24 protein-coding genes are annotated in these 26,627 nt (G+C 72.9%); 12 read left to right on the forward strand and 12 right to left on the reverse strand.

Annotated features, from left to right (window positions below; genetic code table 11):
• Nucleotides 1-267 precede the first annotated feature (267 nt).
• Nucleotides 268-912 carry a hypothetical protein gene (locus tag K8Z49_RS39280; RefSeq protein ID WP_152563997.1) on the forward strand — a complete coding sequence of 215 codons (645 nt, stop codon included), beginning with the start codon at nt 268-270 and terminating at the stop codon, nt 910-912.
• Between the two features lie 56 nt (nt 913-968).
• Nucleotides 969-2,378 carry an MFS transporter gene (locus K8Z49_RS39285; protein ID WP_021593665.1) on the forward strand — a complete coding sequence of 470 codons (1,410 nt, stop codon included), beginning with the start codon at nt 969-971 and terminating at the stop codon, nt 2,376-2,378.
• Nucleotides 2,379-2,552: 174 nt separating this feature from the next.
• Here K8Z49_RS39285 and K8Z49_RS39290 read toward each other — a convergent pair whose 3' ends face one another.
• Complete coding sequence (locus K8Z49_RS39290; protein WP_111831991.1) at nt 2,553-2,969, reverse strand: hypothetical protein; 417 nt, start codon at nt 2,967-2,969, stop codon at nt 2,553-2,555.
• 1 nt (nt 2,970) lies between these two features.
• Nucleotides 2,971-3,276 carry an ArsR/SmtB family transcription factor gene (locus K8Z49_RS39295; protein WP_021593667.1) on the reverse strand — a complete coding sequence of 102 codons (306 nt, stop codon included), beginning with the start codon at nt 3,274-3,276 and terminating at the stop codon, nt 2,971-2,973.
• A 196-nt stretch (nt 3,277-3,472) separates the two neighbouring features.
• Between K8Z49_RS39295 and K8Z49_RS39300 the strand changes: the two genes are divergently transcribed.
• Genes K8Z49_RS39300 through K8Z49_RS39315 form a run of 4 tightly spaced genes read left to right on the forward strand, consistent with a single transcriptional unit; the run spans nt 3,473 to nt 7,637 of the window.
• Complete coding sequence (locus K8Z49_RS39300; protein WP_412516566.1) at nt 3,473-4,888, forward strand: family 2B encapsulin nanocompartment shell protein; 1,416 nt, start codon at nt 3,473-3,475, stop codon at nt 4,886-4,888.
• Complete coding sequence (locus K8Z49_RS39305; RefSeq protein ID WP_021593669.1) at nt 4,885-6,252, forward strand: family 2B encapsulin nanocompartment shell protein; 1,368 nt, start codon at nt 4,885-4,887, stop codon at nt 6,250-6,252. The genes K8Z49_RS39300 and K8Z49_RS39305 overlap by 4 nt, the downstream gene beginning before the upstream one ends.
• Before the next feature lie 16 nt (nt 6,253-6,268).
• A complete protein-coding gene (locus tag K8Z49_RS39310; protein WP_083598255.1) occupies nt 6,269-7,351 on the forward strand; it encodes a family 2 encapsulin nanocompartment cargo protein polyprenyl transferase in 1,083 nt (360 codons plus the stop codon).
• 34 nt (nt 7,352-7,385) lie between these two features.
• Nucleotides 7,386-7,637 carry a hypothetical protein gene (locus tag K8Z49_RS39315; protein WP_021600366.1) on the forward strand — a complete coding sequence of 84 codons (252 nt, stop codon included), beginning with the start codon at nt 7,386-7,388 and terminating at the stop codon, nt 7,635-7,637.
• A gap of 50 nt (nt 7,638-7,687) precedes the next feature.
• Here the strand turns inward: K8Z49_RS39315 and K8Z49_RS39320 are convergent, their stop codons facing one another.
• Nucleotides 7,688-8,905 (reverse strand): ABC transporter substrate-binding protein, encoded by a 1,218-nt coding sequence (locus tag K8Z49_RS39320; RefSeq protein WP_024935431.1) that lies wholly within the window; start codon nt 8,903-8,905, stop codon nt 7,688-7,690.
• Between the two features lie 298 nt (nt 8,906-9,203).
• On the opposite strand from K8Z49_RS39320, the gene K8Z49_RS39325 reads away from it, so the two are divergent.
• From K8Z49_RS39325 to galT, 4 genes are read left to right on the forward strand one after another with little or no spacing between them, the layout of a single operon-like run.
• Nucleotides 9,204-11,837, forward strand: coding sequence for a nitrate- and nitrite sensing domain-containing protein (locus K8Z49_RS39325; RefSeq protein WP_412516567.1), 2,634 nt, complete (start codon nt 9,204-9,206; stop codon nt 11,835-11,837).
• A gap of 6 nt (nt 11,838-11,843) precedes the next feature.
• Nucleotides 11,844-12,221 (forward strand): DUF742 domain-containing protein, encoded by a 378-nt coding sequence (locus tag K8Z49_RS39330; RefSeq protein ID WP_021594975.1) that lies wholly within the window; start codon nt 11,844-11,846, stop codon nt 12,219-12,221.
• On the forward strand, nt 12,202-12,834 hold the full coding sequence (locus K8Z49_RS39335; protein ID WP_081842637.1) for a GTP-binding protein: 633 nt from the start codon (nt 12,202-12,204) through the stop codon (nt 12,832-12,834). The genes K8Z49_RS39330 and K8Z49_RS39335 overlap by 20 nt, the downstream gene beginning before the upstream one ends.
• Nucleotides 12,835-12,847: 13 nt before the next feature.
• Nucleotides 12,848-13,909: a galactose-1-phosphate uridylyltransferase gene (gene galT / locus K8Z49_RS39340; protein ID WP_412516568.1), complete on the forward strand. Its 1,062-nt coding sequence runs from the start codon at nt 12,848-12,850 to the stop codon at nt 13,907-13,909.
• Here galT and K8Z49_RS39345 read toward each other — a convergent pair.
• On the reverse strand, nt 13,896-15,353 hold the full coding sequence (locus tag K8Z49_RS39345; RefSeq protein ID WP_024935391.1) for a pentapeptide repeat-containing protein: 1,458 nt from the start codon (nt 15,351-15,353) through the stop codon (nt 13,896-13,898). The genes galT and K8Z49_RS39345 overlap by 14 nt on opposite strands.
• A gap of 107 nt (nt 15,354-15,460) precedes the next feature.
• On the opposite strand from K8Z49_RS39345, the gene K8Z49_RS39350 reads away from it, so the two are divergent.
• Both K8Z49_RS39350 and K8Z49_RS39355 read left to right on the forward strand, forming a co-directional pair.
• Nucleotides 15,461-16,354: a WD40 repeat domain-containing protein gene (locus K8Z49_RS39350; RefSeq protein ID WP_075023406.1), complete on the forward strand. Its 894-nt coding sequence runs from the start codon at nt 15,461-15,463 to the stop codon at nt 16,352-16,354.
• Nucleotides 16,345-16,893 carry an HAD domain-containing protein gene (locus tag K8Z49_RS39355; RefSeq protein WP_021594970.1) on the forward strand — a complete coding sequence of 183 codons (549 nt, stop codon included), beginning with the start codon at nt 16,345-16,347 and terminating at the stop codon, nt 16,891-16,893. Before K8Z49_RS39350 ends, K8Z49_RS39355 begins: the two co-directional genes overlap by 10 nt.
• Before the next feature lie 38 nt (nt 16,894-16,931).
• On the opposite strand, the gene K8Z49_RS39360 is transcribed toward K8Z49_RS39355, so the two are convergent.
• From K8Z49_RS39360 to K8Z49_RS39395, 8 genes are all read right to left on the reverse strand, one after another.
• The gene (locus tag K8Z49_RS39360; RefSeq protein WP_412516570.1) at nt 16,932-17,870 is read right to left on the reverse strand and encodes a hypothetical protein; all 939 of its coding nucleotides are present in this window, start codon (nt 17,868-17,870) and stop codon (nt 16,932-16,934) included.
• A gap of 63 nt (nt 17,871-17,933) precedes the next feature.
• Nucleotides 17,934-20,027 (reverse strand): PQQ-dependent sugar dehydrogenase, encoded by a 2,094-nt coding sequence (locus tag K8Z49_RS39365; RefSeq protein ID WP_412516571.1) that lies wholly within the window; start codon nt 20,025-20,027, stop codon nt 17,934-17,936.
• A gap of 127 nt (nt 20,028-20,154) precedes the next feature.
• Complete coding sequence (locus K8Z49_RS39370) at nt 20,155-21,387, reverse strand: hypothetical protein (protein WP_412516573.1); 1,233 nt, start codon at nt 21,385-21,387, stop codon at nt 20,155-20,157.
• Between the two features lie 121 nt (nt 21,388-21,508).
• Nucleotides 21,509-22,309 (reverse strand): sugar phosphate isomerase/epimerase family protein, encoded by an 801-nt coding sequence (locus K8Z49_RS39375; protein ID WP_412516574.1) that lies wholly within the window; start codon nt 22,307-22,309, stop codon nt 21,509-21,511.
• Nucleotides 22,309-23,427 carry a dihydrodipicolinate synthase family protein gene (locus K8Z49_RS39380; RefSeq protein WP_412516575.1) on the reverse strand — a complete coding sequence of 373 codons (1,119 nt, stop codon included), beginning with the start codon at nt 23,425-23,427 and terminating at the stop codon, nt 22,309-22,311. The genes K8Z49_RS39375 and K8Z49_RS39380 overlap by 1 nt, the downstream gene beginning before the upstream one ends.
• Nucleotides 23,424-24,566: a Gfo/Idh/MocA family protein gene (locus K8Z49_RS39385; protein WP_021594963.1), complete on the reverse strand. Its 1,143-nt coding sequence runs from the start codon at nt 24,564-24,566 to the stop codon at nt 23,424-23,426. The genes K8Z49_RS39380 and K8Z49_RS39385 overlap by 4 nt, the downstream gene beginning before the upstream one ends.
• A gap of 69 nt (nt 24,567-24,635) precedes the next feature.
• Complete coding sequence (locus K8Z49_RS39390) at nt 24,636-25,454, reverse strand: ABC transporter ATP-binding protein (protein ID WP_412516576.1); 819 nt, start codon at nt 25,452-25,454, stop codon at nt 24,636-24,638.
• Between the two features lie 20 nt (nt 25,455-25,474).
• The gene (locus K8Z49_RS39395; RefSeq protein WP_021594961.1) at nt 25,475-26,497 is read right to left on the reverse strand and encodes an ABC transporter substrate-binding protein; all 1,023 of its coding nucleotides are present in this window, start codon (nt 26,495-26,497) and stop codon (nt 25,475-25,477) included.
• Nucleotides 26,498-26,627 lie beyond the last annotated feature (130 nt).

The raw sequence follows: 26,627 nt of genomic DNA on the forward strand, positions 1-26,627 counted from the left end.
CCCGAGCTCGTGTTCGCATCCCGGCGGTGTGAGCCGGGTGCCCGGGGCGCCGCGTGGGAGGCGAGGGTCACGCCCTGTTAGTGTTTCGAACGGTCTCCCGCCGGTCATCATGTCGCGGGAGCGGGGCGGCGCGCCGGCGGCGCGAGCCCGGGCCGTCCCGGCCGCGGAGCCCGGCGGTGCACTCAGGATCAGCGGTGCCGCGGTGTGGAACATCCTGTCGCGGCCCGCTCGTTGTTCCCGTTCTGAGCCGAGTGGAGGAGAAGGCGAGTGAGGATTCCCAAGCGCGTGAACGCCGTCCTGGACTGGATGGAGCAGCACTTTCTCGCGCTTGCGATCGTGGTCGCCCTGGTCGTGGTCGCGCTGGTGGCCCTGCTGGCGCCGACGGCCGTCGGCTTCCCGGTCGCGGGCTTCGTGCTCGGCGCGGCGGCGGGCGGCCTGCTCGTCCACGTCCGGCTGAGCCGCCGCATCGCCCGCGCCCGCGCCGACGTGGACAACCTGCTCCGCGAGAACGGCGCGCTGCGGCACCGCAACACCGTCCTCGCCAGCGGCGTCATCACCCGGGAGGCGCAGGAGACGCAGGCGCTCGTCGCCATTCCCGAGGACGACCTCCTGCTGGACGAGCCGGACGCCGACCCGCAGAAGACCGCCACCCTCGACGAGCTGCTCGACGGCGGCGACGACCCGCAGACCACCGACGAGCTGCCGGACCAGGACGCCGCCCCCGAGACGGAGGAGCCCGAGGCGGTGGAGCCCAAGGGGGAGAAGCCCGAGGGCGAGAAGTCCGAGGCGAAGGAGCTCGGCGACGGGGACCCGCAGCGCACCACCGTCCTCCCCACACTGCCGGGCCTCCTCGGCGGCGGCGAGGAGGAAGAGGACACCGTGCGCACCCGGCGCAGGACGCGCAAGGCCTGACCTGCGCTCGGTGACCGTGCCACGGCAGGGCGTTAGCTTCGCCGATCATCGGGCAGATGCAGCGCGTGAAAAACACGGTGAACGCGGCTGCCGGACAGGGCCCCGAGGATGGTGAGGGCGTCTCCCTCTCCAAGGAGCAGAAGTCGAGCGAGCAGGCCGTGCACAAGGCCGTGATCGCCTCCGCGATGGGCAACTGCATCGAGTGGTTCGACTTCGGCGTGTTCAGCGCCGGGGTGATGACCGCGATCATCGGCACGGTGTTCTTCCCCGAGGGCGCGAGCGGCAGCGCGTCGCTGCGCTCGTTCGCGCTGATCGCGGCCGCGTTCCTCGCCCGCCCGTTCGGCGGCCTGTTCTTCGGCCCGCTGGGCGACAAGCTCGGCCGCAAGCGGGTGCTGGCCGCCACGATCATCCTGATGTCGGGCTCCACGTTCGTGATCGGCATCCTGCCCGGGTACGGCACGATCGGGATCGCCGCGCCGCTGCTGCTCCTCGCGGTCCGGCTCGTGCAGGGCTTCTCGACCGGCGGCGAGTACGGCGGCGCCGCCACGATGATCGCCGAGTACTCGCCCACGCACCGGCGCGGCTTCTTCGGCAGCTACCTGGAGCTCGGCACGCTGAGCGGCTACATCCTCGGCGCCGGGCTCGTCCTGGCGATGGACCTCGCGCTCAGCGAGGAGGCGATGAACGGCTGGGGCTGGCGGGTGCCGTTCCTCATCGCGCTGCCGCTCGGCGCCGTCGGCCTCTACGTCCGGACGCGGATCGAGGACACTCCGGTCTTCCAGCACATGGAGCAGGAGGGCAAGAAGGCCCAGTCGCCGCTGAAGGAGACCCTGGCGCGCTACTGGCGCATGATCCTGATGCTGATCGGGATCGTGTTCCTGCTGAACGTCGCGGACTACACGCTGCTGACGTTCATGCCGTCCTACCTCGTGGACTTCCTGGACATGAACGACACGACCGCGCAGCTCATCACCATCGGGGTCGAGGCGGCGATGATCGTCGTGATCCTGCCGCTCGGCGCGCTGTCCGACCGGATCGGCCGCAGGCCGCTCCTGATCACCGCCGCGGTCGGCTACCTCCTGCTCTCGTGGCCGGCGTTCGCGCTGATGCAGACCCACAGCGCGTTCGGCGTCGCCGCGGGCTACGCCATCGTCGGCGGCCTGCTGGTGCTGATCCTCGCGGTGATCGGGGCGACGTTCCCGGCGATGTTCCCGACCCGGGTGCGGTACGGGGCCTTCGCGATCGGCTACAACATCTCGACGTCGCTGTTCGGCGGGACGGCGGCCGTGCTGATCGGCTCGCTGATCGACGTGACGGGCTCCAACTACGTCCCGGCCTACTACCTGATGATCGCCGCGCTGGTGGCCCTGGTGCCGATCCTCAAGATCCCCGAGACCGCGGGGGTGCCGATCGAGGAGGCCGGGAACGAGCGCGTCCCGGAACCGGCGGGTTCCGGGACACGGTGAACGGAGCGGTCAGCGGGACCGGGCGAAGCGCCGGCGGGCCCAGCCCGCCAGCGAAGCCGCGATCACCAGGCCGGCACCGGTCTCGATCGCGAGTGCTGTCCATACCGCCGTCACTGCGGGCCTCCCTCCGGTTTCCGCCGGGCCCGTCCTGTCCGGGCCCGATGCTCTCCGTGGCTAACACCCCGGCGCGGCGGATCTTTCCTGGCCCGCGCCGCGTGGAAGGGTGATCTGCCGCACCTCGTCCATGAGGGTCCAGCCGTCGATCTCGACGCTGGAGTCGAAGCCCTCGCCGTGTGCCAGCACGACGTCCAGCAGTGCGCGGATGACTCCGGGCCGGTGCAGGTTGAGCAGGGTCTCGTCCTCGGCACGGGCGACGCCGCCGCTGTGGGTGTACGGGCCGCCGTCCGGGACGATCCTGCCGGGGCCCGCCCGGAAGACGACGGTGACGCGCCCCGGGCTCCCCTCCTTGCGGAGCAGCACGGACTCGCGGCAGTCGCGGAACCTTCCGCCCTCGCGGCCGTGCTGGTGCGCGACGCGCCAGCGATAGGCGTCGGGGCCGACGAGGAGCCTGCGGTAGCGGCGCCGTCCCACGTCACTCTCCCGCGTCGAGGTGCCGTTCCAGGGCGTCCAGCCGGGCCTCCCAGGCGCGTCTGTACGGCGTCAGCCACGCGTCCACCTCGGCCAGGGGCTCCAGGCGGACCTCGTAGACGCGGCGCTGCGCGTCCTGGCGCGCCCGGACGAGGCCCGCGTCGCGCAGCACCCGCAGATGCTTGGACGTCCCCGGCTGGGTCAGCCCGAGGTGCTCGACCAGCTCGCCCACCGGACGGGGACGTTCCAGCAGCAGGTCGAGGATGTGGCGGCGGGTCGGCTCGGCGAGCACGGCGAACGCGGACGGCATGGCGCCAATCATAACCGCCGGTTCATATGCCATTCGAGGCATGTAGACGTGATGTCACGTACCGGTGCTACTTGTGTGGCGCAGTGGCGAAGCAGAGGTGGGGGCAATGGCCCGTTGCACACATCTGATTACCGTCTGTAGCTTCATCGTTGGCCCGACAGGGCCGCTTCCCGCAGACCCACGACGAATCGGTGGTGTGGACGTGACGGAACAGCAGCAGCAGTTGAGCCTCGGTACCGCGGCGGCACGGAACCTGGCGACCACGACCAAGTCCGTCCCGCAGATGCAGGGCATCACCTCGCGATGGCTGCTCAAACTGCTGCCCTGGTTGCAGGCGGCCGGCGGCGCCTACCGCGTCAACCGGCGGCTCACCTACACGCTGGGCGACGGCCGGGTGACGTTCGTGACGACCGGCGCCGACGTCCGCGTCATCCCGCGCGAGCTCGGCGAGCTGGCCCCGCTGCGCGGCTACGACGACGACCTGACCCTGGACGCCATCGCGGGCCGGTTCACGCAGCAGGAGTTCGAGCCCGGCGACGTCATCGTGGAGCGGGGCCGCCCGGTCGACCGCGTCGTCCTCGTGGCGCACGGCAAGCTGAGCAAGGTGGGCGCCGGGGAGTACGGCGCCGAGGCGGTGCTGGGGACGCTCGCCAACGGCGACTTCTTCGGCGAGCAGGCCCTTCTCGGCACGGAGGAGGGGGAGGAGCCGGCGACCTGGGAGCACACGGTCAAGGCCGTGACCGCCTGCACCATCCTCAGCATGAGCGACACCGACTTCCAGGAGACGCTCGGCCAGTCCGCGTCCCTCCAGGCGCACCTGGAGGAGTACCGGGCGAGCCCGTCCCGCGCGCACAACGCGCACGGCGAGGCGGCGATCGACGTGGCGTCCGGGCACGACGGCGAGCCGGTGCTGCCCGGCACGTTCGTCGACTACGAGGCCTCGCCGCGCGAGTACGAGCTGAGCGTCGCGCAGACCGTCCTGCGCGTCCACACGCGCGTCGCCGACCTCTACAACGAGCCGATGGACCAGGTCGAGCAGCAGCTCCGGCTGACCATCGAGGCGCTCCGCGAGCGGCAGGAGCACGAGCTGATCAACAACCGCGACTTCGGGCTGCTGCACAACGCCGACCTGTCGCAGCGCGTCCACACCCGCACCGGCCCGCCCACCCCCGACGACATGGACGAGCTGCTCACCCTCGTCTGGAAGGACCCGGCGTTCTTCCTCGCCCACCCGAAGGCGATCGCCGCGTTCGCCCGCGAGTGCAGCGCCCGCGGCGTCTACCCCGAGGGCGTGGACGTCGGCGGCCACAAGGTCCCCGCCTGGCGCGGCGTGCCGATCTTCCCGTGCAACAAGATCCCGGTCAGCCGGACGCGGACCAGCTCGATCCTGCTGATGCGGACGGGCGAGGCGGCGCAGGGCGTCATCGGCCTGCACCAGGTCGGGCTGCCCGACGAGTACCAGCCGGGCCTGTCCGTCCGGTTCATGGGCATCGACGACAAGGCGCTCATCTCCTACCTGGTCAGCGCCTACTACTCGGCCGCGGTGCTGGTGCCCGACGCGCTCGGCATGCTGGAGTCCGTCGAGATCGCGCACGGCGGTGCCGGCGCGTGACCGAGCGGCACGCCCTCAGCACGCAGGCCGCGCGCAACCTCGCGACGACGACGAAGTCCGTCCCGCAGATGCGGGGCATCACCCCGCGGTGGCTGATGGCGCTGCTGCCGTGGGTGCGGGCGGACGCCGGCGTCTACCGGGTGAACCGCCGGCTCACCTACCGGCTCGGCGACGGCCTGGTGACGTTCGTCAACGACGGCGCCGAGGTCAGGGTCGTCCCGCCCGAGCTCGCCGAGCTGCCGCCGCTGCGCGGCCTGCCCGACCCCGCGGTCCTGGACGCCCTCGCCGCCCGGTTCGCGCAGCGCGAGTACGTCCCCGGCGAGGCGATCGCGGTCGCGGGACGTCCCATGGACGCGGTCCACCTCATCGCGCACGGCAAGGTCGAGCAGGCCGGGCCGGGGGAGTACGACGCCGACTCCCGGATCGACGTTCTCGCGGACGGCCGGTTCTTCGGCGACCGCGCGCTCCTGGACGTCACCGAGGAGTGGGAGCACACCTTCCGCGCGCTGACCCCGGCGACCGTCCTGTCCCTGTCGCGGGAGGCGCTGGAGGAGGTGGCCGGCGGGTCCGAGGCGCTGCGCGCGCATCTCCAGCAGTTCCGGGACGCGCCGGCTCCGCCGCAGACGAGGCACGGGGAGGCGGCGATCGCGCTGGCGTCCGGGCACGACGGCGAGCCGGTGCTGCCCGGCACGTTCGTCGACTACGAGGCCTCGCCGCGCGAGTACGAGCTGGGCGTCACCCAGACGCTCCTGCGCGTCCGCACGCGCGTCGCCGACCTCTACAACGGGCCGATGGACCAGGTCGAGCAGCAGCTCAGGCTGGTGATCGAGGAGGTCAGGGAGCGGCAGGAGCACGAGCTGATCAACAACCGGGACTTCGGCCTCCTGCACAACGCCGACCTCCGGCAGCGCATCCAGACCCGGGACGGCCCGCCGACCCCGGACGACATGGACGAGCTGCTCGCGCGCCGCCGCAAGACCCGGTTCTTCCTCGCCCATCCGCGGACGATCGCCGCGATCGGCCGCGAGTGCACCCGCCGCGGCGTGTACCCGTCCGTCCTGGAGATCGACGGGCGCCGCGCGCGGGCGTGGCGCGGCGTCCCCATCTACCCGTGCGACAAGATCCCGGTCACCCCGGCCGGGACCAGCTCGATCCTCGCGCTGCGCACCGGCGAGGACGACCGGGGCGTCATCGGCCTGCACCGCACCGGGCTGCCCGGTGAGGTCCGGCCGGGCCTGTCGGTCCGGTTCGCCGGGATCGACGACCGGGCGCTGCTGACCTACCTGGTCAGCGCGTACTACTCGGCCGCCGTGCTGGTCCCCGACGCCCTCGGCGTCCTGGAGAACGTCGAGATCGCCCGCTGACGAGAGGGGACGTGCCATGCCCGCCTGGAGAGAGGACCCGGCCGTGGTCCGCTGCGGCCACCGGCCGGGGCCGGACCACCGTCCCCGCACGGCGGCCGAGGTGCTCGCCCGGACCCGCCGCATGGTCGACCCCGCGCTGCGGCGCGCGGCCGAGGCCATGCCGGACGCGACGGGCCGCATCGCCGCGTTCCACTTCGGCTGGCGGGACGAGCGGGGACGTCCCGCCACGGGGGCGGGCGGCGGCAAGGCGATCCGCCCGGCGTTCACGCTCCTCGCCGCGGAGGCGGCCGGCGGGACGGCCCCGGCCGCCCTCCCGGCCGCCGTCGCGGTGGAGCTGGCGCACAACTTCTCGCTCCTGCACGACGACGTGATGGACGGCGACCGCACCCGCCGGCACCGCCCGACCGCCTGGACCGTCTTCGGGGCGAACGCCGCGATCCTCGCCGGCGACGGGATGCTCGCCGCCGCCTTCGAGCGGCTCGCCGACGAGCGCTCCGCGGGCGTGGCGGTCGGGGTCGGCGTCCTCGGCCGCGCCGTCGTCGAGCTGGTCGAGGGCCAGAGCGCCGACCTGGCGTTCGAGCGGCGCTCCGACGTCACGCTCGACGAGTGCCTGGCCATGGCGGGCCGCAAGACCGGCGCGCTCCTCGGCGCGGCCTGCGCGCTCGGCGCCGTCTCCGCCGGCGCCGGCGCCGGCCGGACCGCCCGGCTGCGCGCCTTCGGCGAGCGCCTCGGCCTGGCGTTCCAGCTCGTGGACGACCTGCTCGGCATCTGGGGCGAGCCGGCGGTCACCGGCAAGGCGGCCCAGGCGGACCTGCGCGCGCGCAAGAAGTCGCTTCCCGTCGTCGCGGCCCTCACCTCCGCCACCCCCGCGGGGGAGGAGCTGGCCGGGCTGTATCTCCGCGACGAGCCGCTCACCGGCGAGGAGGCCGCCCGCGCCGCCGAGCTGGTCGAGGCCGCCGGTGCCCGCGCCTGGGCGGCGGCCCGCGCGGAGGCGCTGCTCGGCGAGGCCCTGGACGAGCTGGACGCCGCCGCCCCGGCCCAGCCCGCCGCCGCCGAACTGCGGGCCCTCGCCCGCTTCGTCACCCGGCGGGACCACTAGAGGTTCGACAGTATGTTCGACTAGGCTGGGGGCCGTGCCGACCAGCGAGACCATGCCGACCAGCGATCACGTGCCGTTCGTGTGCCCCGCCGGGCACCGGCTCGGCCCGGGGCGGGTCATCGTCGGCTGGTCGCCGTGCGTGTGCCCGCCCTGCGACCGGCGCGGCCGGGGGCTGCGCGGCCACCGCACCTACCTGTGCCTCGCCTGCAAGGACGAGCACGTCACGACGAAGTGCTACCTGCCGCACCACGTCCCGTCCGAGGACGCCGTCTACCGCTGGCCCTAGCACGGCGGGCCGCGGTCCGGCGGCGTCCCCGGGGAGGGGCCGGCCCTCCGTCAGCCCTTGATCTGCGTCCAGGCCTGGGCCCAGCGGGAGTACTCGACGCACGTGTTGCCGCGGTCGTCGCCGCAGTCCTTCACCGGCGTCTTCCAGAACGCGATCCGCTTGTAGAACTCCGGATCGCCGACGTGGTAGGTCGAGCAGAAGCCCTTGGCGGTGTACCTGCACGCCTTCGGGTTGGCGGGCGCCTCACCGAACCACTGCGCGATCTCGGCCTGGATCTTCGGCGTCGAGATCCAGTTCATCCACTTGTACATGCATGTCGGATGCTGGGCCTTCGACGAGATCATCCAGGTGTCGGACCAGCCCGTCGCGCCCTCGGACGGCAGCGTCGTGGCGACCGGCGCCTTGTCCGTCATGGCCAGGTTCGCGGTCACCTGCCAGGCGGTCCCGGCGTAGTTGTAGCCGCTCTTGAACGACTGGAGCTCGTCCAGGTAGTTCGCCCAGTACTGGTTGACGTTGGGGCGCTGCTGCTTCAGCAGGTCGATCGCCGCGTCGAACTGCTTCTCGTCCAGCTCGTAGACGTCGGTGATCTTCAGATCGGGGCGGTGCGTCTTCAGGTACAGCGCCGCGTCCGCGATGTAGATCGGCGAGTCGTAGGCGACGACGTGGCCGGCCGCGGGGGAGTCCTTCTCCCACACCACGCTCCAGGAGGTCGGACGTTGCGGGATCTTGTCCGTCCGGTACATCAGCATGTTGGCGCCGTAGCCGTGCGGGATGCCGTACATCTGGCCCTTGACGGAGTTGTACGGCTGGTTCTTGAGGTACTTGGCGATGTCCTCGTAGTTGCTGAGCAGGCCGGTGTTGACGGGCGCGACCGTCCCGCCGTAGATGAGCCGGAGGCTGGCGTCGCCGGACGCCGACACGCCGTCGTACCGGCCGCTCTGCATGAGGGCGACCATCGAGTCGGAGGTGTCGGCGACCTTCGTGTACACCTTGCAGCCGGTCGCCTTCGTGAACGGGGTGACCCAGTCGACCTTCGGGTCGGTGGAGCCGTCCTCGGCGTAGCCCGTCCAGGCGACGAGGTCGAGGCGGCCTTCGGGGGTGCCGAGCTCCTGGAGCATCGGGACGTCGGGCGGCGCCGCCGCTCCCTCGGAGTCGCCGCTGCATCCGCCGGTCAGCGCCGCGGTCAGCAGTGCGCCGGCGGCGAGCAGGGTGCGGCCGGGGCGGGCCGGTCGCCACGCGCTCTTCGTCGCGTGTGGAGTACGAACCATCACGCTCAGGCATGGTAGGGGTATTTAGACCTCTTCGTGCATACAAAACGTGATGATCTGGAAACTGTCGACACACGACTGCGTACGGTTCTAGGCTCTGCTGCGTTCCACGCGTGCGGTGCCGCGCGGTCGACCCCGACCGTTCCGCGCGGTCGCCCCGAGCCGTCTCCCAGCCGTCCGCCCGAGTGAAAGTTCAGCCGCAGTGCCAAAACGAGGCCGCAACACGGACTCAGCCGCCGGCCACCGGCGGGCTCCCAAGGCCGCGCGATTTCGGTCCATCCGCTTCAAAGTCGTCCTCATGGTCACCGTCTCGGTGGTCTCCCTCGGCGTCCTGTGGGCGTTCGCCGCGAGCATCGCGCTCGGCGAGGGACTCAACCTGAGGGGTGTCAAGACCGTCCAAGACCACTACGGCTACCCGGCCGGCGCCCTCGGCAGCGCGCTGCAGGCCGAGCGCCGCCTGTCGATGGTCTACCTCGGCGGCCGAGTGGAGGGCGATCGCGCCTCCATGGAGTCCGGCCGCCTGGTCACCGACCGGCAGGCCGACCTGTTCCGTCGGCTCGCCGCCGACGACGGCGCCCGCGACGCGGCGCCGGAGAACACCCGCCGGCTCGCCGACAAGATCATCAAAGAGCTGGACGGGCTGGACGACCGGCGCCGCGCCATCGACACCCTCCGCACCGACCGCTCCCGCGCGTTCGCCGACTACACCGCGCTGCTGAACGACGTCGGCTCGCTGCAGGGCTCCCTGTCCACCCTCGACAACTCCGAGGTCGCCAAGGACGCTCGCAACGAGGCGTCGCTGAACCGGGCCCGCGAGGTCCTCGCCCAGGAGGACGCGCTGCTCGCCGGCGCGATCGCCGCCGGCCGCATGACGGCCGAGGAGCACGCCCAGTTCGTCAAACTCGTCGGCACCCAGCGCACCCTCTACGACTACTCGGCGTCCGAGCTGCGGTCCGCCGACCAGGCCTACTACCAGCGCGTCGTCGGGATGCCCGAGTACAGCCGGTTCCGCACGCTGGAGGACCACTTCGTCGCGTCCGCGAACCTGGTCAGGACCTCCGGCCCCAACGCCGGCGTGCTGTGGAAGACCACCGCGGACTCCAACCTGACCCGGCTCCGCGGCCTGGAGCTGGCGGTGTCCGCGGGCGCCGAGAAGCGCGCCGCGCCGATCTCCGACGGCATCATCACCCGCGTCGTCCTCGCGGGCGTGCTCGGGCTGGTCGCCGTCATCGCGACCCTCGTCCTCGCGATCTGGGTCGCCCGGTCCGTCATCCGCGAGCTGGCCCGGCTGCGCCGCGAGGCGATCGACCTCGCCGACGTCCGGCTGCCGAACGTGATCCGGCGGCTGCGCCGCGGCGACGAGGTCGACGTGGCCGCCGAGGCGCCGCCGCTGGCGTTCGGCACCCGCGAGATCGACCAGGTCGGCGAGGCGTTCAACGCCGCCCGCCGCACCGCCATCCAGGGCGCGGTCGAGGAGGCGACGCTGCGCCGCAACGTCAGCGACGTGTTCGTCAACCTCGCCCGCCGCAGCCAGACGCTGCTGCACCGCCAGCTGAAGCTGCTCGACTCGATGGAGCGGCGCATCGAGACCCCCGACGACCTGGAGGACCTGTTCCGGGTCGACCACCTCGCCACCCGCATGCGCCGGCACGCGGAAGGCCTGATCATCCTGTCCGGGCAGGCGCCCGGCCGCGGCTGGCGCAGCCCCGTCGCGATCGTGGACGTCGCCCGCGCCGCCGCGTCCGAGGTCGAGGACTACACCCGGGTCAACGTCGCGCCGATGACCCGGGCGGCGATCGTCGGCCCCGCCGTCGCGGACGTCATCCACCTGCTCGCCGAGCTGATCGAGAACGCCGCCACGTTCTCGCCGCCGCACACCACCGTCCAGGTGCAGGGGCAGGCCGTCGCGCACGGCTTCACGCTGGAGGTCGAGGACCGCGGCCTCAGCATGGACGAGACGAGGCTCGCCGCCGCCAACCAGCGGCTCGCCACCTCCGCCGAGTTCGACCTGTCCGACAGCGCGCAGCTCGGCCTGTTCGTCGTCGGGCGCCTCGCCCGCCGGCACGGCATCAAGGTCACGCTGCGGACGTCCCCGTACGGCGGCATGACCGCGATCGTGCTGCTGCCCGAGGACCTCGTCGTCCCGGACGAGGGCGACCCCGTGCAGGGCGCGCCCGCCCTCACCACCCGCCGCGCCGAGGACGCGCTCGTCCCCGTCGGCACGGTCGTCGGCGCCCACCACGGCGCCGGCGGCGGCCAGCAGCCGGGGCTGGAGCAGGGCTACGACCAGGGCGGCTACGACCAGGGCGGCTACGACCAGGACGGCTATGACCAGGGCGGCTACGACCAGGGCGGGTCCGTGCTGCGGCTTCCGTCGGGGCGGCACGCCGCGGCGGCGCCCCCGCGGGAGGAGGACCCCCTCGCCCGCTCGCCGCAGCCCGGCAGCCCGTTCGGCCCGCCGTCCGGCGTGTCCGGCGCGTCCGGCCCGGCCCCGAGGCCTCCCTCCGGCGGCCTTCGGCCGGAGGACCCGGACGCGCTGACCGGGCCGATCCCGGTGTTCGAGGAGCCGGCGCAGGGGCCGGTGCCGACTCCGCGCGGGGCGCCGTCCCCGTGGGGCGACCCGCCGTCGGTCCCCGAGGCCCAGCCGGCGCAGCCGGCCGCGGCGCCCGCCGCGCCCGGCGTGCCGCGCTCGCCCCGCGAGGTCCGGCGCCGCCCGCCGGGCGGCTCGGGCCGCGGCCGGCCCCCGCTGCCCAAGCGCGTCCGGCAGGAGAACATGGCCTCCCAGCTGCGCGAGGACCGCTCCGCCGCGGCTCCGCCCGCCGCCGAGCCGCGGGCCGACCGGTCGCCCGAGCAGCTGCGGTCGATGATGTCGTCCATCCAGCAGGGCACCCGGCGTGGCCGCGCCGAGGCTCTCGACAACGAGGAATCGTGACGGACCATGAGTGGTCCTGGCAGCGAATGGCTCGACGACGAGGCCGGCCCGATCGTCCGCTCGTACGCGCTCACCCGCGGCCGGGCGAGGCCGGCGACCGGCGAGGCGTTCGACATGATCACGATCGTCTCGACGGCCGCGCGGCCCCGGTCGGGCTCGCCCGGCATCGGCCCGGAGCATCTCGACATCCTGGAGATGTGCGTGCAGCCGCAGCCGGTGGCCGAGATCGCGGCGCGGATGCGGCTGCCCCTGGTCGTCGTCCGCGTCCTGCTCGGTGATCTCCTGCATCACCGGCTCATCACCGCCACCCGTCCCCAACAGGAGAGCCCGCTCTCCAAGGAACGTCTGCTGAGGGAAGTGCTTCATGGTCTCCAGGCACTCTGAGAGCGCGGGGTCGCCGCCCCACGAGGACGCCTCGCCGGTGGCCCCGGTCGCGGTGAAGATCCTCGTCGCCGGGGGATTCGGGGTGGGCAAGACGACGCTCGTCGGCGCCGTCAGCGAGATCCGGCCCCTCCAGACCGAGGAACTGCTCACCGACCGGGGCGTCGGCGTCGACGACACCGAGGGCGTCGAGCAGAAGACCACCACCACGGTCGCGATGGACTTCGGCCGGATCACGATCCGCGACGGCCTCGTCCTCTACCTGTTCGGCACCCCCGGCCAGGACCGCTTCTGGTTCATGTGGGACGAGCTGTCCTACGGCGCGCTCGGCGCCGTCGTGCTCGCCGACACCCGCCGGCTCTCGGACTGCTTCCCCGCCGTCGACTACTTCGAGAACCGCGGCCTGCCGTTCCTCATCGCGGTGAACTGCTTCGACGACGGCTACGACTACGAGCCCGGCGAGATACGGGACGCGCTGGACCTCAGCGACGCCGTGCCCGTCGTGCTGTGCGACGTCCGGGAGCGCGGGTCCGGCAAGGAGGTGCTGACCACCCTCGTGAAGCACCTTCTGGCCGTCCACGAGGCGGAGACTCGGGCGGACCTGTCGGCGCTGTAGGCTTCCGGGCGAGATGAACCGGACACGCGCACGGCTGTCGGACGGCCGCGAGATCGTCTACTACGACGGGGCGCCGGGCCGGGTCCCCGTCCCCGACCCGCGCGGCCTCCCGCCCGCCGAGCCGGTGTGCGAGACCCGCCGCGACCCGCTGACCGGCGACCACGTGACGATCACCGCGCACCGCAACGACCGCACGTTCCTGCCGCCGCCGGACCAGTGCCCGCTGTGCCCCGGCGGGCCCGCCTCGGAGATCCCGGACCCGTCCTACGACGTCGCGGTCTTCGAGAACCGGTTCCCGTCGTTCGACGTCCGCACCCCGCCGGTGCCGCCGGTGCCGCCGGAGATCGACGGTGTGGAACGCGCCCGCGGCGCCGGTCGGTGCGAGGTCGTGTGCTTCACCGACGAGCACTCCACGTCGATGGCGCGGCTGCCCGTCTCCCGCGTCCGGACGGTCATCGACGCGTGGGCCGACCGCACCGCCGAGCTGTCCGCGATACCGGGCGTCGAGCAGGTCTACGTGTTCGAGAACCGCGGGGTCGAGATCGGCGTGACCCTGCACCACCCGCACGGGCAGATCTACGGGTACCCGTTCGTCACCCCGCGCACCGGCCGCATGCTGGCGACGGCCGCCGCGCGCCCGGACCTGTTCGCCGCCGTCTTGGCGGCCGAGCGCGCCGGCGAGCGGGTGGTCCTCGCCGGCGAGCACTGGACGGCCTACGTCCCCGCCGCCGCCCGCTGGCCGATCGAGGTGCACCTGACGCCGCACCGCCACGTCCCCGACCTCACCGCCCTGGACGCCGCCGAGCGCGACGAGCTGGCCGTCCTCTACCGCGACCTGCTGCGGCGCTGCGACGCCCTCGACGACGGGCCGCTCCCGTACGTCGCCGGCTGGCACCAGGCCCCGGTCGGCGCGGGCCGCGACCTCCTCCGCCTGCACCTGGAGCTGTTCTCGGTCCGGCGCGCCCCCGGCAAGGTCAAGTACCTCGCGGGCTCCGAGTCGGGCATGGCCGCGTGGATCAACGACGTCCCGCCGGAGTCGGTCGCCGGACGCCTGCGCGCCGTCACTGCCGGCTGAGCGTCCGGGTCACCCCCGCGGCGATCGTCGTCGCGAGCACCCAGCCGGTGATGATCAGCGTGTAGGCGAGCCACTGGTACCAGCCGGCCGTCTTGAACGCCTTCTCCTGCCCGAAGTCGATGATGGGCAGCAGCAGGTCCAGCGTGTAGAAGAGCGCGTTGAACGGCGGGTGCTCGCCGGCCTTCAGCGGTTCCGGCGCGTGCAGGCCGAACACAGTCGTGCCCACGGCGAGCAGGCCGGCCAGCCACGCCGCCGCCCAGCGGGGCCGGAACCCGTACCCGACCGTCACGTCCTGCAGGTAGCCCCACATCCGCGAGTACCACGGACGCGTCGAGCGGTGGCGGCGCTGCTTGGCGAGCTGGACGTTCCGCGCCGCCCGGTCGTCCCCGGCCTGCCGGTAGGCGGCGGCCAGCTGCTCGTACGCGTGCGGGACGTAGCCCTCGGCGTCCCGCTCCAGCATCGCGATGCGGACCTTCGCGGGCAGCCGGGGGGTGAGCGACCCGTACGTCAGGCCGTCCAGCCACACCTCGCCGTCGCCGAGCGCGCTCGGAGCGACATGGAGCAGGCCGAGCCTGCCGCGGAGCATGTTCACCGGCCCGTCCACCCGCGCCTCGCGGAACCAGAGCTCCCCGATCGCGGCGCTGGTCGTGCGCAGGGCGCACCCGCCCGGATCGGACAGGGACGCCTGCGTGAACACCAGCAGCCCGGGGACCGTCGCGCCGCGCAGGCTGACCTCCCCCTCGAACCGCGCCCGCGTGGCGTTGACGTCCGACCCCACGCTCAGGTTCTCGGCGTCGACCGCCCGCCCGCCCGGGTTGCGGAGGACGGCGCCGACGAGGCTGATCCGGCCCGAGACCGATGCGCCGTTCAACCGGATCTCTCCGCGCACGACCAGGCCGGGGCCCCAGACGTCGTCCTCGATCACGGAGTGGTTGAGGTGGAGGACCTCCTCCTGCGCGCCCCGCTCCCCGAGCCGTGCCCGCTCCAGGAAGAGGGCGCCGGACAACCGCGCCCCGCCGAGGCGGACCTGCCCCGGGATGCGGCAGCCGGTGATGCGCAGCACCCCGTCGACGTGCAGGGTCGCCGCGTCCAGGCCCGGCAGGTAGGAGTCGCTCAGATTCACCTGCCGGACGCGTGCCCCGTACAGGACGGGGGTCTCCTCGAACCGGCACCCCATCAGCCGGATCGGGTGCCCGACCGTCGCGTAGGCCAGGTTCAGCACCCCGGTGATCCGCGCGCCCGTCACTCGCAGCGCCGAGACCTCGCCGTCCGCCGGCGACCTCAGCAGCAGCTTCCGCAGAACCTCTGCCCGGACCGTCCGCGCGGCCCCCCACGCGTGCCCCTCCTCGGGATCGTCCGTGCCGTCCCTGAGGTCGACCGGGACGCCGGTGGGGAACGCCCGCCACACGCGCCGCTCGACGGGGGAAAGATCGATCGGCTCCACGATGAGGGAACCTACAACAGCCCCGCGGCGGCCGAAAACGTCACAGCTCGGCCGAGTTCTCGCGACCGTATAGAACGATCTCAGCGGTGTGGCCTAACCTCCCACGCATGCCGGAAAGGGTGCTGGCCGAAGGGTCCTTCGACGGGGTCGCCGCCGCGGCCGAGGGGCCGCCGCTGGCGTACGCGTCCCGGTCCGGTCAGGGCGTGAACACCGGGCAGGCGTGGGACCTGGCGGCGGGGTCGGCGCTCGGGCCGCCGATCCCCGACTTCCCGGTCGACCGCGCCGAGTGGGCGTTCGGCGTCCCGGCCGGCTCGCCGGTCGTCGCGTGGACGCACCGCGACCGCGTGCACGTCCTCGACCTGCGCACCGGCGACGAGCTGACCCTGGACGGCCGGCCCGACCTGCTCGGCCTCGCCGTCCACCACGGCCGCGCGGCGGTGGTCGCGGCCTCCGGCCCCGCCAACGACGCCGAGGTCGCCGTGTGGGACGCCCTCACCGGCGAACGCCTGGCCGACTTCACCCTCTGGCTCGGCCACCGGACCGCCCTCGGCCGCTGGATGCTCCACACGCCCCCCGCGACCGGCCCCCTCATCGGGCTGCCCGGCGACTCCGCGGTCGCCCTCTGGGACGTGGAGCGCGGCGAGGAGATCGCCGCCGTGCCGCCCGCCAGCGCGGCGCTGACCCCGTCCCCGGACGGCCTCGTCCTCATCGAGCCCGCCCCGTCGGAGCTGCGCGTCCTCGGCTTGGACGGCGACCGGCTCACGACCCTTCCCCTGCCCGCCCCGTCCGCCCACGTGGCGGCGGCCTCCGCGGGCGGCCGCCTCCTGGTCGCCGCGGCCCTCCGGGACGCCTCCGGCACGGTCCTCGTCTGGGACGCGGCGGGATCCGTCCCGTCCCACCGCGTCGAGGCGCCGGCCCACGTCAACGACCTGGCCATCTCCCCGGACGGCACCCTCCTGGCCGCGACCGACGCCGGCCTGCTGACCGTCCCATGTGGCTAGGCGACGTCCCCCGTCCCGGCACCCGCAAGGCCAGGCCACTGCTTTACCTGGACGTCGACGGCGTCCTGAACCCGGAGGAGCCGCGGCCGGGCTTCGCCGAGCACGCGGTCGGACGGCTCACCGTCCGCGTCAACCCGGTGCACGGGACGTGGCTCCAGGACCTCTCCGCCCGCTACGACCTCGTCTGGGCGACGACGTGGGAGGAACACGCCAACGAGTACATAGGTCCGCTCGTCGGCCTGCCGCCGCTGCCGCACGTGGAGATCTCCGCCTACGCGTCCCGGGACGGTGATCCCCGCACCCCGCTTCTGCAGCTTCCCCGCATGCGCAAGTGGGCGCCGATCCTCCGGCACGCGGAGGGGCGCCCCTTCGCGTGGGTGGACGACGTCATCCCGCTGACGGTCCGCAGGCAGGCGTTTCCGCACCGCCGAGCCCTGCGCCTGATCCCCGTCCGGCCCGAAGTGGGCTTGACCCGCCACCACGTGGACGCCCTCCACCGCTGGGGCGCCCGACTGGAACGGCGCGGCTTTCGCGCCTGAAGGGCCGCCGGCGCCTTGGGGGCGCCGGCGGCGTTCGATCAGTGGCGCGCGAACTTGTACTGGATGGCCGCTTCCTTGGCGGTGATGGCCCGGTCGAGGAACATCAGGCCGTCCATGCGGCAGTTGCAGGGGTTCTTCTCCTCGTCGTTCTGCGGGAAGCTGCCGCCGATCTTGATGCCGCGGGGGTCCGTGGCGGACGTGAGGTCGGGTTCCGGGGCGCCTTCGAGCTTCCAGGGGTCGCCGGAGACGGTGTAGAAGCCGGGCAGCGGCCTGCCGTCCTTGTAGAGCGCCATCTGCCCGGTGTCGTAGTCGAACGTGGCCGCCAGGTGCACCCACGTGTGCTGCGGGAGGATGCTCCGCCAGTCCTCGCTCGCGGCGAACGTCTGGGAACTGCCCCCGTCCACGCGGCGGCCCAGCGCGACGACGTGCAGGGTGCCGCCGACGTCGATGATCTCCAGCAGGGCGCGCACGGCGTGGCCGTCGGAGTCGCCGGTGAGCAGGCCGGACAGGCCGATCGCGTTGTAGACGTCGTCAGGGTTGGAGGTCTCGGTGTTGGGGCTCGGGTTCGTCCCGGTCATCTTGAACCAGCCCATGAGGGTGGCGCCCTTGGCGGCGTTGAACGCGCGCAGGGACGGGACGCCTGTCGCGGAGTAGATCCCCGCCTTCCAGTCGTCGGTGCCCTTCGCGGACGGGTTCACCTGCTTGATCTGGACGGCGTGCCGCCGCGCGCCGTCCCGGACCCGCATGGCCGCGCCGCCGTTGATCAGGTCGATCGCGGTGCCGGACCGGCCGCGGTCGGCCTCGCGGGACGGGTCGCCCGGCACGGGGTGCTCGAAGTCGTAGTAGGAGACCAGGTTCTTCTTCAGAGGCGGGAAGACGCCGCCGTGCCCGGACGACGCGGACGCCGGGGCGGCGACGGAGAGGGAGGCGCCGAGCAGCACGGTCACGAGTGCGGCGGGGCCACGACGGATCAGCATGTGCAGACTCCTTGGAGCCCTCCGGGCGGGCGGCGGTGCCCGTCGCCCGCCCGGAGGAGGCCGTTACTTCGCCGGGGTCCCGCGGACCGTCAGGTCGCGGAGCCGGCCGATGTTGTCGAACGAGCCGAAGCCCACCCGGCCGGAACCGAGTGTCGTGTCGATGGCCGTGAAGACCGGGCGGGTCTTCCCGTCCACGTACACGGCCGTCTCACCGGTGCCCGCGCAGTGCGTCACGCTGACGCGGTGCCACGCCTCGTCGGTGATGGACGGGGGCGCTCCGTGCGACCGGTTGGCGTTCCACTGCTGGTCGATCCGCAGCCGGTCCGCGCCGTTCACCAGGTAGATCCCGTTGTGCGGGTAGATGGTGTTGTCGCTGGAGAGATGGGCGTAGTAGAAGTGGGTGTCGTCCTGGTAGCCGAAGACGACGATCACATCCCGGTTGCTGACCGACACCGGTGTGTCGAGCCGCACCCGCGCGTCGATCCGCGTCGAGGTGAACGCCGGCCCCTTCTTCAGGACCGCGTACTCGAACGGGCGGCGCGGCCCGGGGCGCTCCTCACCGGCCTCGGCGAGGATGACCTGGTCGCCGGGGAACTTCCACTTGGACGGGGTCACCGGCGCCCAGTTCTTCCCGGCCATGGCGTGCCCGACCCTGACCGGGCCGGCCTTGCAGTCCGCGAACCGCTTGGTCCCGACGATCTTCCAGATCTTGCCGTTGGCCTTGGCGAGCAGGTAGGGCTCGCCCTTGGCGTCCGAGCCGTAGCGCAGGTCGACTCGCTCGTCGCCGGCCAGCTCCTTCATCGTGACGGGCTTGCCGGAGGTGTCGTACGCGGTCATCTCGTAGATCTGCGCGCGGTTCCTCCCGGTCGCGTCGTGCTTCATCTCCGACTCTTCGGTGTACATGAGCCGGCCGTCCACGATGTCGGTGAACAGGTACTTGCCGCGCAGCGCGGGCAGCTTCGAGCCCCGGTAGACGTAGCCGCCGGAGATGGCGTGGCCGACGTCGCTGGAGCAGTTCCAGTCGGGCGGCGGGTCGTGGTCGTACGCCGCGAGCGGGTACTCGTAGTCGTACTTGTCGTCGTCCGCGGGCAGCGGGTACAGGTGGCAGCGGTCGTCCTTGCGGAACGTGAACGCGCCCTCCCGCTCGCTCCACCCGATGTTGGCGCCGGGGTACAGCTCGTGGATCGACTCGATCTCGTGCTCGCCGATGTGCGCGAGGAACATCCGGTGCGTCCCGCCGGTGTCCCAGCTGAACCGGTGCGGGTCGCGCATGCCGTAGGCGTAGATCTCGCCGACCTTGCCGGCCTGCCCGGCGTACGGGTTGTCGGCCGGGATGCCGTACTTGCCGTTGGCGCTGTCGTTCCCGGACGGGTCGATCCGCAGGATCTTGCCCTGCGGGACGCCGAGGTTCTGCGGGTCGCCGCCGTTGTCGCCGACGTTGCCGTTGCCGCCGTCGCCGACCGACAGGTAGAGCTTGCCGTAGTCGGCGTCGCCGGGACGCGCGTTGGGGTTGAAGTCGATCTGCTGGAGGTTGTGGATCCGCCCGGCGAACCCGATGCGCAGCAGCTCCCGGTGGGTGCCGGAGAACGTGTTCGCCTTCGGGTCGGACGCCGTCCACTCGTCGATCACGCCGTGGTAGCCGGTCTTCGGCTGCGGCGTGAGGTCGGGCTTCTTGGTCGTCAGCGCGTCCCCGGCCTCGACGTGCGCGGTGTAGAACTTCCCGTTCTTCGCGAAGTCGGGGTGGAACGCGACGAACCCGAAGCCCTGTCCCAGCCCGGCCTGGGAGAAGAAGTCGGGGGCGAACGTGGCCGCGACGTCGAGGTAGACGCGCGGGGTGCGGGTCTTCTTGTCGAGCAGGTACAGGTTGCCGTTCAGGTCGGGCACGTAGAGGCGGCCCGACCGGTCGGGGACCTCACCGACGTAGTTGATGCGGTTCCACCGCAGCAGCCGGGGGTCGGTCGGGGTGCCGGTCGGCTTCGACTTCGGCAGCTGCGCGACCTCCTGCAGCACGAGGCCGAGCCCGGAGGGGGCGGGGTCGTCGGGGATCGGGTCGAGGATCGGCGCGTCGTCGCGCGCCTGCGCCGCCGGCGGCACGGCGAGCAGCGGCAGCAGCAGCGCCGCGATCGTGAGGAGACACCAATGAAGTTTTCTTCGCATTCCGGCCGTCCAAGGGTGGGGGTCGAGCGGGCCTGGAAAGCGCTTTCTGGAAGCGCTTTCACGAACGTACGACCGGCCTCGCCGGACGTCAAGAGACAATTCGGCCCTGCCGCATGTGGACATCGCGTCACGACCGAACCCGCCGCCGCCATCCGTGGACGGCCGTAGCGGCCGCGGACACCACGAGCCCGACGGGCGCGGCGGCCGAGTGCCCCGCCAAGGTCAGCGCCATGGCCACGACCGCCCCCGGGGCCCAGATCCACGTCGCCACCGGACGCCCCGCCCGCCCCCGCCGCCGACGCGCCGCCTCCGCCGCCATAGGCGGCACGAGCGCCGGCAACGCCGCCGCCAGCACCGTCAGCCAGTCGAGCAGCATCCGATCCACCCGCAACGCCGCCAGCACGGCCCCCGGAACCGAGATGGCCAGAACCGCCACCACCTGCCGTCCGTCAACCCGCCCCCACCACCCCCGGCCCCCATCTCCAGCAGGGCTGGGGGTGGGGAGGAAGCGGCGGACGGCGAAGACGCCGGAGTGGACGGCGGCCAGGGTGGGGGCTATGACCGAGGCGGCGACGAACAGGTTCGCGGCCGGGAGGCCGTCCGGGCCGGCCAGGACGGCGACGACGTCGGTGGAGCCGCTGGCCGCCGCGACCCCGGCGCCCACGACGGAGGCCGCGAGCGCGGGGCCGACGAGGAGGGTCACGCAGGCCGCGAGGTCGCCGCGCCCGCGCAGGCCGACGGTGAAGTCGGGGGCCCGGACGGCGAACACCGACACGTAGCCGATGTAGCCGGCGAGGTCGGCGACCAGGACGCCGGGCGGGCCCTCCCGGGAGAACGTCACCGGCGACGTCGGCGGAGCGAGCCGCACCGCGACGATGCCGATCAGCGCGATCGCGGTGAGGGTGGTGGCGACCGCGACCGCGTTCCACCGGCCCCCGCCGGCGATCAGGATCGCGACCATCGGGACGGTCAGCGCCACCACGCCGGCCGCGTCCGGGACGCCGCCCAGCGCGGCGGCGGCCGCCCCGCCGAGCCCGACGTTGAACCCGAACCAGCCGACCATCGCGGCCGCCAGCAGGGCGGTGAACGCGCGCTCGGCCATGGGCGGCAGGTAGCGCGGCGCCAGGTCGGTCATGCCCGCGTCCTCGCCGGCGGGCGCCCGCAGCCCGAGCCGCCCCTGCGCGGCGAGCAGCGCCGCCATGACGGCGCCGCCCACCACGAGGACGATCAGGGGCAGCGCGCCGTCGTGGCGGCCGCCGACCTGCGCGCCGAGGACGAGCGCGCCCGGCGCCGTCCCGATGCCGAGCCAGGCGCCCGACGCCGCCCGCCACGTCCGGACCTTCGATGAGCGCTGCGTCATGCCCGGCCCGCTCGTTTCGTCGGCCCGCCGCGACCGGGCGAAGGGGTGTGCCGCGGGCCGGCGCGAGGTTCCGGGACGGGGTCCGCGCGCACGTTCCCGCGCGGGGTGTCGGGCCGGTCTGTCACGCGACGTGCTCGTGGTAGCGGGAGAGGGCCAGGTGCAGGGCGTCCGGGCCCGGCATGGCCCAGACGGCGTCGTTGAAGATCTCCACTTCGATCGGGCCGGTGTAGCCGGTGGCGTCGACGGCCTCGCGGAACCGCCGCAGCTCGACGCAGCCGTCGCCGAGCATGCCGCGTCCGGTGAGGACGCCCTCGGGCAGCGGCGTCACCCAGTCGGCGACCTGGAACAGCGACAGCCGGCCCTCCGCGCCCGCGCGGGCGATGCCGGTCCAGGCGTCCGGGTCCCACCACAGGTGATAGGTGTCGATCATCACGCCCACCTGGGCGGACGGGAAGGGCGCCGCGATGTCGAGCGCCTGCGCGAGGGTGGAGACCACGCACCGGTCGGAGCAGTACATCGGGTGCAGCGGCTCCAGCGCGAGCTGGACGCCGTGCTCGCCCGCGTAGGGCGCGAGCTCGGCCAGGACGTCGGCGACACGGGAGCGGGCTCCGTCCAGGTCACGGGACCCCTCCGGCAGCCCGCCGCTCACTAGGCACAGCACGGACGTACCCAGTTCGGCGGCCTCCTCGATGGCGCGGCGGTTGTTCTCCACGGCGTCCTCCCGCTGGAAGAAGCCGCCCCGGCACAGGGACGTGACCGTCAGGCCGTGCTCGCGCATCAGTTTGGACGTGCGGGCCACGCCGTACTCGCCGACGGGCTCCCGCCAGAGGCCGACTCCCGTGACCCCGGCCGACGCGCAGCCGGCGGCGAGGTCGGGCAGGGGCCAGTACCGGGTCGTCCACTGGTTGAGGCTGAACCTCATCACTCGGCTCCTTGGACGGTCAGCCAGGCGCGCATCCTGTGTGCCGCGAGACCGGGGTCGGGGAAGAGCCCCGCGGCGTCGGCGAGCTGGAAGAGACGCACCATGTGCGGGACGGAACGAGCGCCCTCCAGACCGCCGACCATCCGGAAGTGCTTCTGGTGGCCGGTCAGCCAGGCCAGGAACACCACACCCGTCTTGTAGTAGTAGGTCGGGGTCTCGAAGAGGTGGCGCGCCAGCGGGACCGTCGGCGCGAAGATCTCCTCGTAGGACGCGGTGTCGCCGCCGTCGAGGGCCCGCAGCGCCGCGGCGGCGGCCGGCGCGATGGGGTCGAAGATGCCGAGGAGCGCGTCGCTGTACCCCTCGGCGTCGCCGCGGATCAGTTCCGGGTAGTTGAAGTCGTCGCCGGTGTAGAGCCGGACGCCGGGCGGCAGGCGCCGGCGGAAGGCGATTTCCCGCCCCGCGTCCAGCAGCGAGATCTTCACCCCGTCGACGCGGGACGCGTGCTCGCCGATCAGGGCGAGCAGTGCCTCGGCGGCGGTGTCCAGGTCGGGCGAGCCCCAGTAGCCCTCCAGCGCCGGGTCGAACATCGGGCCGAGCCAGTGCAGCACCGCGGGCCGCTTGACCTGGGGCAGCAGCCGCCCGTAGACCGCGGCGTAGTCGTCCGGCCCGCGCGCCGCGGCGGCCAGGTGGCGGCTCGCCATCAGCACCGGCACCGCGTCCACCGACTCGATGACGGCGAGCTGCTCCTCGTACGCCGCCACGATCTCGTCGAGGGAGGCAGGCTCGGGCGGCAGCTGGTCGGTGCCCGCTCCGCACACGATGCGGCCCCCGGCTGAAAGCGCTTCCCGGCCGCTCCGCACGATGAGCTCGCGGGTCGCCGCCCAGTCCAGGCCCATGCCGCGCTGCGCGGTGTCCATGGCCTCCGCGACGCCCAGCCCGTACGACCACAGATACCGCCGGAACGCCAGCGTCGTCTCCCAGTCGAGGAATTCGCCGCCGGCCACCACGTGCGCGGCCGCGTAGGCGACCCGGGACGTGCTGGGACCGGAAGGCGGCGGGTAGGAGCGAGGCTCGCCCATCGTGTGCGGGGTCAGCGAACCCGGCAGGTCGATCTTCACAGCTCCGGTACCTCCAGGCGCCGGCCCTCCCGCCACGCCCGCAGCCCGAGCTCGGCGAGCTGCACGCCGCGCGCGCCCGCGTAGAAGTCCCAGGGGAAGTCCCCGTCGCCGGCGATGTGCCGCAGGAACATCTCCCACTGGGTCTTGAACCCGTTCTCGAACTCGACGTTGTCCGGGATCTCCTGCCACTGCGAGCGGAAGTCCTCGGTGGCGGGCAGGTCGGGGTTCCACACCGGCTTCGGCGTCATCGACCGGTGCTGGACCCGGCAGCGCCGCAGCCCCGCCACCGCGGACCCCTCGGTCCCGTCCACCTGGAACTCCACCAGCTCGTCGCGGAACACCCGGGTCGTCCAGGACGAGTTGATCTGCGCGACGATCCCGCCGTCCAGCTCGAAGATCCCGTAGGCGGCGTCGTCGGCGGTGGCCTCGTACGGCTTGCCGCCCTCGTCCACCCGCTCGGGGATGTGCGTCGCCCCGAGCGCCTGGACGGAGCGCACCGGCGCGATGGAGTCCAGCACGTACCGCCAGTGGCAGAACATGTCGAGGATGATCCCGCCGCCGTCCTCGGCGCGGTAGTTCCAGCTCGGGCGCTGCGCCTCCTGCCAGTCGCCCTCGAACACCCAGTAGCCGAACTCGCCGCGCACCGACAGGATCCGCCCGAAGAACCCGCCGTCGACGAGGCGCTTCAGCTTGAGCAGCCCCGGCAGGAACAGCTTGTCCTGGACGACCCCGTGCCGCACCCCGGCCTCGTCCGCGAGCCGCGCGAGGGCCAGCGCGCCCTCCAGGTCGTCGGCCAGCGGCTTCTCGGTGTAGATGTGCTTGCCGGCCGCCACGGCGGCGCGGATCGCGTCCGCCCGCGCGCTGGTGACCTGCGCGTCGAAGTAGACGTCGATCTCCGGACGCGCCAGCGCCTCGGCCAGGTCGGTCGTCCAGGCGGTGAGCCCGTGCCGCTCGGCGAGGTCGCGCAGCTTGTCCTCGCTGCGCCCGACGAGCACGGGCTCCGGCCAGAGCACGGTGCCGTCGCCAGTGCGCACCCCGCCCTGCTCCCTGATCGCGAGGATCGAGCGGAGGAGATGCTGGCGATACCCCATCCGGCCGGTGACGCCGTTCATGACGATCCCGATGGACCTGCGTGCCATCCCGTTCCTTCCTAGCCTGTCGTGTAGTGGCCGTGGCCTTCGCCCGCGGTGCTCCACCGCGGGCACCGGTCAGTCCGCCGCCCCGCGCGCGCCCAGGAGCCCCCGGACGCGGTTGGTGACGCGGGCGAACTCGGGGCGGGCCATCGTGGCGGCGTAGTCGCGCTCGGCCGGCAGGTCGACGTCGATGATCTCGGCGATCGAGCCGGGCCGGTCGGTCATCACCACGACGCGGTCGGCCAGGTAGGCCGCCTCCGCGATCGAGTGCGTGACGAGCAGGACGGTCGTGCCCGTCTCCCGCCAGATCCGGTTCATCTCGACGTTGAGCTGCTCGCGGGTGAGCGCGTCGAGGGCGCCGAACGGCTCGTCCATCAGCAGGACGGGCGGCTCGTGCAGCAGCGCCCGGCACAGCGCGACCCGCTGCTGCATGCCGCCGGACAGCTCGTGCGGCAGCGCGTCCTCGAAGCCCGTCAGGCCGGTCATCTCGATCAGCTCGGCGGTCCGCCTGCGCGCCTGGTCGGACGGCATCTTGCGCATCTCCGCCTGGAGCAGGATGTTCTTGCGGGCGCTGCGCCACTCCAGCAGCGCGGCCCGCTGGAACACGTAGCCGATGTCGTGCCGCGGCCCCGCGACCGTCTCGCCGCGCAGCCGCACCCCGCCGGACGAGGGCTTCAGCAGCCCCGCGACCAGCTTCAGCAGCGTGGACTTGCCGCAGCCGGACGGGCCGACGATGGCCACGAACTCGCCCATCGCGACCTCCAGCGACACCTCGCGCAGCGCCGTGACGTCCCGCTTGCGGGTGCGGAACCGGACCGCGACCTCGTCGAGGCTGACCGCGCTCTCCCGCGCGGTCGCGTCCGGCCCGTCCGTCCCGGTGGCTGACTTGCTCATGATCCTCATCGCTCGTCCCGTCATCCCTGCGGTGCGGCCGACGCCTGCCAGTACTCCGACGGCGGCTTCGCCTCACCGATGACCCCGGCCTGCTGGAAGGTGGCGATCGTCGTCTTCCAGTCGCCCTCGGCGTTGACGCCCGGCGCCTTGCCCTGCGTCGCCGGCGTGTGCAGCAGCGTCAGCGTGGTCTTGAACTGCTCGGTGATGACCTTGTCGGGCGGGAGCTGCTCGGACGCGCCCGCCATGCTCGCGACGGCGCCCGCCTGGTCGCCCTCCGCCGCCGTCCACGACTCGCTGGTGGCGGCGACCATCTTCTTGACGACGTCGGCGTCGCTCTTCAGCTTCCGCTCGCCGACGATCAGGCCGTTGGAGAAGAAGTTCAGCCCGAAGTCGGCGTACCGCAGGTACGAGACCTCCTTGCCGGACTTCTCGGCCATCGTCGGGCCCTGGTCGTTCGCGAAGCCCATCAGCCCGGCGGTCTTGCCGGACAGCACCGCGGCCATCTTCCCGGCCGGGTCGGTGTTCTGGACGGGCACGTCGCTCTCGCTGATGCCGTTCTTCTTCAGGAACACCGGGAAGGTGCGCGCCAGCGCGTCCCCGGCCGTCCCGGCGATCTTCTTGCCCTTCAGGTCGGCGGGCTTCTTGATGCCGGCCGTGGTGAACGACTGCACCGACGCGGGCGTGGTCTGCAGGAACACCCCGACGCTCTTGACGGGCATCCCCTTGTCGACGGCCGCGAGCAGCGCGGGCGTGTCGGCCCAGCCGAAGTCGGTCTGCCCGGCACCGGTGGCCTGGACGGTCTTCTGCGAGCCCTGGCCCGCCTTGATCTCCAGGTCGATGCCGTGCTTCTCGTAGATGCCCTTCTTCTTGCCGTAGTAGAACGGCGCGTGCTCGCCGTACGGGTACCAGTTGAGCGTCAGCGTGACCTTGGTCAGCTTCTTGCCGGACGCGCTCGTGGTCTCGTCGGAGTCCCCACCGCAGGCGGTGCCGGTGAGCGCCAGGGCCGGGACCATGGCGGCGATGGCGAGAGTGCGGAGTTTCATGAGGCGGCCCTCCGTAAAGGGGTGGGTTGTCTCGGCCGGTGGTGTCGGACGTCCCGCCCGGCGGTTCCGGGCGGACGGTTCGGTGGCGGGGGGCGGGGCCGGATGTCGGCGTGCGTCCGGCGTGGGGCGG

The organism is Actinomadura madurae (assembly GCF_047130825.1).
GTDB classification, from domain to species: Bacteria; Actinomycetota; Actinomycetes; order Streptosporangiales; family Streptosporangiaceae; genus Spirillospora; species Spirillospora madurae.

What these genes read in the sequence shown, in the direction of transcription:
- K8Z49_RS39285 (WP_021593665.1), top strand. Translation starts at nt 969, where the DNA reads ATGCAGCGCGTGAAAAACACGGTGAACGCGGCTGCCGGACAGGGCCCC.
- K8Z49_RS39295 (WP_021593667.1), bottom strand. Translation starts at nt 3,276, where the DNA reads ATGCCGTCCGCGTTCGCCGTGCTCGCCGAGCCGACCCGCCGCCACATC.
- K8Z49_RS39310 (WP_083598255.1), top strand. Translation starts at nt 6,269, where the DNA reads ATGCCCGCCTGGAGAGAGGACCCGGCCGTGGTCCGCTGCGGCCACCGG.
- K8Z49_RS39320 (WP_024935431.1), bottom strand. Translation starts at nt 8,905, where the DNA reads ATGGTTCGTACTCCACACGCGACGAAGAGCGCGTGGCGACCGGCCCGC.
- K8Z49_RS39325 (WP_412516567.1), top strand. Translation starts at nt 9,204, where the DNA reads ATGGTCACCGTCTCGGTGGTCTCCCTCGGCGTCCTGTGGGCGTTCGCC.
- K8Z49_RS39330 (WP_021594975.1), top strand. Translation starts at nt 11,844, where the DNA reads ATGAGTGGTCCTGGCAGCGAATGGCTCGACGACGAGGCCGGCCCGATC.
- K8Z49_RS39335 (WP_081842637.1), top strand. Translation starts at nt 12,202, where the DNA reads ATGGTCTCCAGGCACTCTGAGAGCGCGGGGTCGCCGCCCCACGAGGAC.
- galT (WP_412516568.1), top strand. Translation starts at nt 12,848, where the DNA reads ATGAACCGGACACGCGCACGGCTGTCGGACGGCCGCGAGATCGTCTAC.
- K8Z49_RS39350 (WP_075023406.1), top strand. Translation starts at nt 15,461, where the DNA reads ATGCCGGAAAGGGTGCTGGCCGAAGGGTCCTTCGACGGGGTCGCCGCC.
- K8Z49_RS39355 (WP_021594970.1), top strand. Translation starts at nt 16,345, where the DNA reads ATGTGGCTAGGCGACGTCCCCCGTCCCGGCACCCGCAAGGCCAGGCCA.
- K8Z49_RS39360 (WP_412516570.1), bottom strand. Translation starts at nt 17,870, where the DNA reads ATGCTGATCCGTCGTGGCCCCGCCGCACTCGTGACCGTGCTGCTCGGC.
- K8Z49_RS39365 (WP_412516571.1), bottom strand. Translation starts at nt 20,027, where the DNA reads ATGCGAAGAAAACTTCATTGGTGTCTCCTCACGATCGCGGCGCTGCTG.
- K8Z49_RS39370 (WP_412516573.1), bottom strand. Translation starts at nt 21,387, where the DNA reads ATGACGCAGCGCTCATCGAAGGTCCGGACGTGGCGGGCGGCGTCGGGC.
- K8Z49_RS39375 (WP_412516574.1), bottom strand. Translation starts at nt 22,309, where the DNA reads ATGAGGTTCAGCCTCAACCAGTGGACGACCCGGTACTGGCCCCTGCCC.
- K8Z49_RS39385 (WP_021594963.1), bottom strand. Translation starts at nt 24,566, where the DNA reads ATGGCACGCAGGTCCATCGGGATCGTCATGAACGGCGTCACCGGCCGG.
- K8Z49_RS39390 (WP_412516576.1), bottom strand. Translation starts at nt 25,454, where the DNA reads ATGAGCAAGTCAGCCACCGGGACGGACGGGCCGGACGCGACCGCGCGG.
- K8Z49_RS39395 (WP_021594961.1), bottom strand. Translation starts at nt 26,497, where the DNA reads ATGAAACTCCGCACTCTCGCCATCGCCGCCATGGTCCCGGCCCTGGCG.